We start from the raw sequence: 8057 nt of genomic DNA, 5'->3' as shown, positions 1-8057 counted from the left end.
TCATTACTGTTGTATGTCTTATGATTTAAATCATAAAGAATTGCTGGTCATATATTTTCTTGCTCTGTTTAATTTTCAAAGACCAAATTTCATTCATCACCTTTTAGCGACTTATTTATCTTACCATCATTATTTTTTGTTGTCAACATATTTTTTAAATATTTTAAAATGTTTTTAATATTTTTTTTATATTTAAATTATGTTGTGATGGTTTGTCGCACTCACAATTTGTATCAGCGACGTGTTTTATAATATCATGTTTTTCAATAAGTTTTTATTGTTAAATTACAATACTATGAATATATTCTTATATTCATAGCTTTTTCTACTAATTTCTTCTCTTTTCTATATATGACACACTAGGCATTGTGTTTATGCATATACAGTATATACCCAAATTATCTATATATTAAAATAGTCTAGAAACTTTTATTTAGTTTCTAGACTATCTAATTATATTATATTCTATTCTTCTAAGTTTTCTTCTTCATCAGCTCTTTCTAATAACTCATCTAAGCTATTATCATTAACTTCAGTTGACTCATTAGCATTTACATCAGTTGATTCATCATTAACTTCAGTATCTTCTTCTTTTTCACTAGCTGGTATTTTTGCTATAGCTACAACTTGCTCTTCTTCTAGAGTTCTCATTAGTGTAACACCCATAGTAGATCTACTTGTTACTGATATATCAGAAACATTTATTCTTATAGCTACACCACTACTATTTATAAGCATAAGTTCATTATCTGGTTTACATATAGTAGCTCCGGCAAGTTTTCCTGTCTTTTCAGCTATTTTATATGTTATAAGTCCCATACCACCTCTATTTTGAAGTTTATATTCAGTGATAGGTGTTCTCTTTCCAAATCCATTTTCACTTATTACAAGAACATCTTCTTCTGGTACAGCTATATCCATACATATAGCTATATCTTCATCCCTTAATGTTATTGCTTTAACTCCTGAAGCTGTTCTTCCCATTGGTCTTACATCTTTTTCGCTAAATTTAATTGCATATCCATTTTTAGTCACGATTATTATATGAGCATCTCCATAAGTTACCTTAACTCTTAATAGCTCATCACCTTCTCTAAGGTTTAATGCTATTAATCCATTTTTTCTTAGATTCTTAAAATCACTCAATGGAGTTTTCTTTACTATACCATGCTTAGTTGCCATAAATAGATATCCTTCTTGATTCATATCCTTTATAGCTAATACTGTTTCTATTTTTTCATCTTGTTCTACAGGTATTAAATTTATTAAATTAGTACCCTTAGCTGTTCTTCCTGCATCAGGTATTTCATATCCTCTTAATTTATAAGCTTTTCCCTTATTACTAAAGAATAATATATCTGAATGAGTAGATGTAATAAAGACATGTTCTACAAAGTCATCTTCCTTTGTAGTCATTGCTTGTATTCCCTTACCACCTCTTTTTTGAGCTGAGTAAGTATCTGCTGCTATTCTTTTTATATAACCGCTATGAGTTAATGTTATAACTACTTCAGACTCTTGTATTAAGTCTTCTATATCTATTTCATTTGCATTTTTTTCTATAGCAGTTCTTCTTTCATCACCATATCTATTCTTTATTTCTATTAACTCTTCTTTAATAACCTCTAATAATCTTATTTCACTACCTAATATTTCATTTAAGTAATCTATAAGCTTCATAAGTTCATTAAACTCTTCATCTATTTTATCTCTTTCTAAACCTGTAAGTCTTCTAAGTTTCATTTCCAAAATAGCTTGAGCTTGTTTTTCTGATAAAGCAAATTTTTCTATAAGTGTATTTTTAGCTATTTCTGAAGTTTTTGAACCTCTTATAATACTTATAACCTCATCTATATTATCTAAAGCTATTTTTAAACCCTCTAATATGTGAGCTCTTTCCTGTGCCTTATTTAATTCGAAAACAGTTCTTCTTGTAATAACTTCTTTTTGGAAAGTTATATAATATTCTAGGATTTGTTTTAAATTTAGAACTTGTGGCTCATTATCAACTAATGCAAGCATTATAACACCAAATGTATCTTGCATTTTTGTATGTTTGTATAGAGTATTTAAAACAACGCTAGGCGTAGCATCCTTTTTTAATTCTATAACTATTCTCATACCATCTCTATCAGATTCATCTCTCAGATCTGATATACCCACTATCTTTTTATCTTTAACTAAATCAGCTATATTTTCTACTAATCTAGCCTTGTTAACTTGATATGGTATTTCAGTTACAATTATTCTATGCCTACCTCTTTCATCTTCTTCAATTTCAGCCTTTGCTCTAGTTACAATTCTTCCTCTACCAGTTTCATATGCTTCCCTTATACCGTTAGTTCCCATTATTATTCCTGCAGTCGGAAAATCAGGTCCTTTTATATACGTCATTAAATCTAAAACTGTAGCTTCTGGATTGTCTATAAGCATTATAGTTCCATCTATTATCTCTCCTAGATTGTGAGGAGGTATATTAGTAGCCATACCAACAGCTATACCTGAAGATCCATTTACTAAAATATTAGGGAATCTTGAAGGTAATACTACAGGTTCTTCCTCTTCACCATCAAAGTTAGGAATAAAATCAACAGTATTCTTATTTATATCTCTTAACATTTCAACAGAAATTTTATTCATTTTTGCTTCTGTATATCTCATTGCCGCAGCAGAATCACCATCAACCGAACCGAAGTTACCATGACCATCTACAAGCATACATCTCATTGAAAAGTCTTGAGCCATTCTAACTAAAGCATCATAAACTGATGTATCACCATGTGGATGGTATTTACCTAAAACTTCTCCAACTATTCTTGCACATTTTCTATAGCCCTTATCGGGTCCTAAATTTAATTCTTGCATAGCATATAGAATTCTTCTATGAACTGGTTTTAATCCATCTCTTACATCAGGTAGTGCTCTACCTACTATAACGCTCATAGCATAATCTATATAACATTTTTTCATTTCATTTTTTATATCTACGGGTATAATCTTTCCCTCGTTTAAGCTCATCAACATCACCTCATAATTAGTACTAAATATCTAAGTTACTAACCTTCTTAGCGTTTTCTGTTATAAATTCTCTTCTTGGTTCAACTTTATCACCCATAAGGATAGTAAATATTTCATCTGCCGCCATGGCATCTTCAATAGTTGCCTTTAATAATATTCTATTTTCTGGATCCATTGTAGTATCCCAAAGTTGGGATGCATTCATTTCTCCAAGACCTTTATATCTTTGTATATTTACACTACTATCTTTTCCACCAAATTCAGAAAGGACAGTTTCTAACTCCTTATCAGAGTAAGTATATTGTTCTCTTTTTCCCTTTGAAACTTTATATAGTGGTGGTTGTGCTATAAATACATGCCCTTGTTCTACAAGATCTCTCATATATCTATAGAAAAATGTTAATAAAAGAGTTCTTATATGAGCACCATCAACATCAGCATCTGTCATTATAATTATTCTATTATATCTTATCTTCTCTATATCAAATTCATTACCTATACCAGCTCCTATAGCTGTTATAAGTGATCTTATAGTATCTGAATTAAGTATTTTATCAAGTCTTTGTTTTTCAACATTCATTATTTTACCTCTTAACGGTAAAATTGCTTGAAACTTTCTATCTCTCCCTTGCTTAGCTGAACCCCCCGCAGAATCACCTTCGACTATGTATATTTCACATTCCATAGGATCCTTAGATGAACAATCTGCAAGTTTTCCTGGTAATGAACTTCTCTCTAAAACTGATTTTCTAGTAAGTTCTCTAGCTTTTCTCGCTGCATCCCTAGCTCTCGCTGCAAGTAACGCCTTTTCTATTACTATTTTCCCAACACCAGGGTTTTCTTCTAAAAACACTGCTATACCTTCACCAGCTATACTATCAACAGCACTTCTAACCTCTGTATTACCAAGTTTTGTTTTTGTTTGTCCCTCAAATTGAGGATCTGTTATCTTTACAGATACAACAGCTGTTAAACCTTCTCTAATATCATCACCTGAAAGATTTTTATCAGTTTCCTTTAAGTGATTATACCTTTTAGCATAATCATTTATAACTCTAGTTAAAGCTGTTTTAAATCCTACTAAATGGGTACCACCTTCAACAGTATCTATATTATTAGCAAAAGAAAATAAATTTTCATTATAGCCATCATTGTACTGAAGTGAGACTTCTACTGTTATATCATCTTTAACTCCTTCAACATATATAGGCTCTTCATGAAGTATTTCTTTATTTCTATTTAAATAACTAACAAAAGACTTTATTCCGCCTTCATAAAGATATTTTTGATCTTTACCATTTCTCTCATCGTAAAGTTCTATATTTATTCCTTTATTTAAAAAAGCAAGTTCCCTTAATCTATTTGAAAGTATCTCAAAGTCATACTCTAATTCTTCAAAAATTTCAGAATCAGGCTTAAAGTGAACCTTAGTTCCATGTCCATCACTTTCACTTATCTTATTAAGACCTGATGTAACATTTCCTCTTTCATATGTCTGTTTCCAAATATAACCTTCTCTAGCTACTATTACCTCACATTGTTCTGAAAGTGCATTAACAACAGATGCACCAACACCATGAAGACCACCTGAAACCTTATAGCCTCCACCTCCAAATTTTCCACCCGCATGTAATATAGTCATTATAACTTCTACTGCTGGCTTTCCCATTTTAGGATGCATACCTACAGGCATACCTCTACCATTATCTTCAACAGTAACTGAATTATCTTGATGTATATATACTTTAATACTATCACAATAACCCGCTAATGCTTCATCAATACTATTATCTACTATTTCATAAACTAAATGATGAAGACCTCTTGAACTAGTACTTCCAATATACATACCTGGTCTTTTTCTTACGGCCTCAAGACCTTCAAGTACTTGTATTTGACTTTCATCATAGCTTTGTTTATTTTGTTCCAACATGTAACTCCTCCTATACTAAAAATACATTTTATTTAATCCCTAAAAAACCACCTTAATTAAAGTTAAATATTGGACTTCTTTAAAGATTATAATTAATATCAGTACGCTTTGTTAAAGTGGATGAAGAAATTGGAGATAGATAAATCTTGCTCATTTTATTTACTTCAGCTATAACAAATGACTTAGGTTGTTCTTTAGTTATTCTTTCGACAAAACCATCTTCTTCCGCCATTCTTAAAAATTGAATAGTATCTGAACTATACATTGTCGTTTGAAGATCAAATATACCAATAACATCTTTTATTGGTACTACTACGTTTTCTCCTAAATGTAAAAACATATTTATACCTCCCTTAGTGTTTATTTAATAAATCCATCCCTTACTCTAAAAACCTTTGAATTCTCATCTAAATAATCAGTTAGATCTTCTATTCCTGTACAAGTAATTACAGTTTGAATATTTTGAATTGAGCTTAGTATGTATCTTTTTCTACTAAAGTCAAGTTCTGATAATACATCATCTAATAATAAAACAGGATATTCTCCTGTAAGCTCCTTAATTATTCTAAGTGATGCAAATTTTATAGTTAAAACAGCAGTTCTTTGTTGTCCTTGAGAACCAAAGCTTTTTGCATCTATTGAATTTATAAGTATATTGAAATCATCTCGATGTGGACCTATAGATGTTATTTTTTTATCTAAGTCTTTTTTTCTATTCTGCTCTAATAATAAAATCATAGATTCTTTTATATTTTCTAAATCTTTTACAGTGGAAATATATTTAAATTCTATTTTTTCTTTTGAAGAAGTAATATCTTCATGAACCTTACTTCCATGATTATTCAGATTCTTTATATATTCTAATCTTGCTTTTATTATGTATTCAGCAAAATTTACTAGCTGACTATCATAAATATCAAGCATAGATAAATCTAAATTTTTAGTTTTTAGCATTGTATTTCTTTCTGCTAATACTTTATTATACTGAACTAAATTGTAATAATATTTTTTATTTAGTTGGCAAAGTTCCATGTCTAGAAACTTTCTCCTGAATCCTGGAGACTCTTTTACTATTCTTAAGTCTTCAGGCGAAAACATAACCACATTAAAGGTTCCAACTAACTCTCCAATTTTACTAATCTTTATAGAGTTTATTTTTATGGCTTTTTTACCATCCTTTAATATGGTTATATCTATTTTTTTATCTAATCTTTCTTTACCTATACTTAAACTTATAAATGATTTTTCTTTATCCCAAGATATTAATTCTTTATCTCTAGTAGTTCTATGTGATTTTGCAAAACCACAGTAATATATAGACTCTAAAATATTTGTTTTTCCTTGAGCATTATCTCCCATAAAAACATTCACATTCTTACAAAAGTTAATGTTAAGAGTTTCATAATTCCTATAATTAATTAATTGCAAACTTTTAATATACATAAAAAACACCTATATTAATTATAACACACTATCATGTATTCATGTTTATGTATTTAATTAAATTACTTTATAAATTTCTCCATTGAACTCAACACTATCTCCATGCCTTATCTTTTTTCCTCTTTGAGTACAAACCTCACCATTAACAAGCACTTCTCCATCTTGTATAAACATCTTAGCTTCTGATCCCATTCCTACAGCTCCGCACCATTTTAAAAAAGAATCTAATTTTATAAATTCAGTATTTATTTTAATTTCTTCCATTCTTGTAGAATATCCTTTCTTGTTTTAATTCAATTTAATTACAGCAAAGTGAATAAATCACCTTGCTGATTAATATATAACTATAAACATTCTAATATTTTCTATTATATCCAAAAAATTATTTTTTATTTAACAAGTCTAACAGGAAGTACAAGATATTTACTATTCTCGGCATTTTTATTTTTTATGATACAAGGTGAAATCGAACTTGTTAGTTCCATTTCAACTTCTCCATCTTCCATATTTTTAAGAACATCTAGAAGATATTTTGAGTTAAATGCAATTTGCATTCCTTCTCCTTGCATATTTGCAGAAACTTCTTCTCTTACTTTTCCCAATTGAGAATTAGATGTGATAACTATAGCATCATCATTTATATCAAACTTTATAAGATTAGAGTTTCCGTCCTTCGCCATAAGTGAAGCTCTTTCAATACCATTTTGGATTGCTTGTTTGTCTACTGTTACTAATAATTTATAATCTTGAGGAAGTAATGCATTATATTTTATAAATTCTCCTTCAAGAAGTCTAGAAATAACCTTAGTATTTCCAAGATTAAATAGAATATGGTTTGTAGTAAAGGTTATACTTACTACACATTCATTATCTTCTAATATTTTAGCTACTTCATTAAGGGTTTTGCCTGGTATTACAGCATTTATAGTATTATTAGTATCTATTAATTCGCTTTTCAATGCTAATCTGTAGCCATCTAAAGCAACTAAATTTAATTTAGAATTTTCAACTTCAAAAAGTATTCCTTGTAATATTGGTCTTGTTTCATCTTGAGCTACTGCAAAAGATGTACCTTTAATCATATTTCTAAGTAAATTTTGAGGAATACCAAAAATTATATTTTCGTTTATTTGAGGTAATCCAGGAAACTCTTCTGAATTCATATGAACTAAGTTAAACACTGACTTTTCACAAGATATTTGTATACTATTATTTTCTAATGTTTCTATTTTAACTTCAGAATTAGGTAATTTTCTTATTATCTCACCAAATATTTTAGCATCAACGACTATTTTGCCTTCTTTTAATACATCTGCTTCTAATTTTGTTTCTATGCTTACATCTTTATCCGATCCAATTAGTGTTAATGTATTTTTATTCGCTTCTATGTATAAACCTTCTAATATTGGCATAGTAGATTTACCAGTTATAGCTTTTTGAGCTATTGCTATTGCATCTTGTAATTTTGTTTTGTCACATATAAAAATCAATTTAAAAAACCTCCTTAGATATCAACAGTTATATTTATATAAATAGATAATAAATAGATAAAATTTTTAGTAATAATAGTAGTAGGGGCTGTGAGTTTGTTGAAAACTGCTATTAGCCCTTTAAAATCAACGATCTTAAATAAAAAAATATTGTGGATAAGTTAGTAACTATT

Annotated in this window: 6 protein-coding genes; all 6 read right to left on the bottom strand. The window is 29.1% G+C overall.

Features of this window, described 5'->3' with window-relative positions:
* Window positions 1-465 precede the first annotated feature (465 nt).
* Window positions 466-3018 (bottom strand): DNA gyrase subunit A, encoded by a 2553-nt coding sequence (gyrA, locus tag BUB01_RS20050; protein WP_072992639.1) that lies wholly within the window; start codon window positions 3016-3018, stop codon window positions 466-468.
* Window positions 3019-3040: 22 nt separating this feature from the next.
* Entirely contained in the window at window positions 3041-4951 is a 1911-nt protein-coding gene (gene gyrB / locus BUB01_RS20045; RefSeq protein ID WP_278337161.1) for a DNA topoisomerase (ATP-hydrolyzing) subunit B, read from the bottom strand.
* 79 nt (window positions 4952-5030) lie between these two features.
* Window positions 5031-5291, bottom strand: coding sequence for an extracellular matrix regulator RemB (remB, locus tag BUB01_RS20040; RefSeq protein WP_072992637.1), 261 nt, complete (start codon window positions 5289-5291; stop codon window positions 5031-5033).
* 20 nt (window positions 5292-5311) lie between these two features.
* A complete protein-coding gene (recF, locus tag BUB01_RS20035; protein ID WP_072992633.1) occupies window positions 5312-6394 on the bottom strand; it encodes a DNA replication/repair protein RecF in 1083 nt (360 codons plus the stop codon).
* Window positions 6395-6451: 57 nt separating this feature from the next.
* Complete coding sequence (yaaA, locus tag BUB01_RS20030) at window positions 6452-6658, bottom strand: S4 domain-containing protein YaaA (protein WP_072992630.1); 207 nt, start codon at window positions 6656-6658, stop codon at window positions 6452-6454.
* A 125-nt stretch (window positions 6659-6783) separates the two neighbouring features.
* Entirely contained in the window at window positions 6784-7884 is a 1101-nt protein-coding gene (dnaN, locus tag BUB01_RS20025) for a DNA polymerase III subunit beta (protein WP_072992628.1), read from the bottom strand.
* Window positions 7885-8057: the final 173 nt, after the last annotated feature.

Origin of the sequence: Clostridium cavendishii DSM 21758, from assembly GCF_900141845.1 — a bacterium.
GTDB classification, from domain to species: Bacteria; Bacillota; Clostridia; order Clostridiales; family Clostridiaceae; genus Clostridium_AG; species Clostridium_AG cavendishii.
Note: the sequence above shows the minus strand (reverse complement) of the source record. Positions and strands in the feature narration are given on the sequence as shown.

Bases quoted from the DNA above. Each gene is read 5' to 3' on its own strand.
- recF (WP_072992633.1), bottom strand. From the start codon at position 6,394: ATGTATATTAAAAGTTTGCAATTAATTAATTATAGGAATTATGAAACT.
- remB (WP_072992637.1), bottom strand. From the start codon at position 5,291: ATGTTTTTACATTTAGGAGAAAACGTAGTAGTACCAATAAAAGATGTT.
- gyrA (WP_072992639.1), bottom strand. From the start codon at position 3,018: ATGAGCTTAAACGAGGGAAAGATTATACCCGTAGATATAAAAAATGAA.
- gyrB (WP_278337161.1), bottom strand. From the start codon at position 4,951: ATGTTGGAACAAAATAAACAAAGCTATGATGAAAGTCAAATACAAGTA.
- yaaA (WP_072992630.1), bottom strand. From the start codon at position 6,658: ATGGAAGAAATTAAAATAAATACTGAATTTATAAAATTAGATTCTTTT.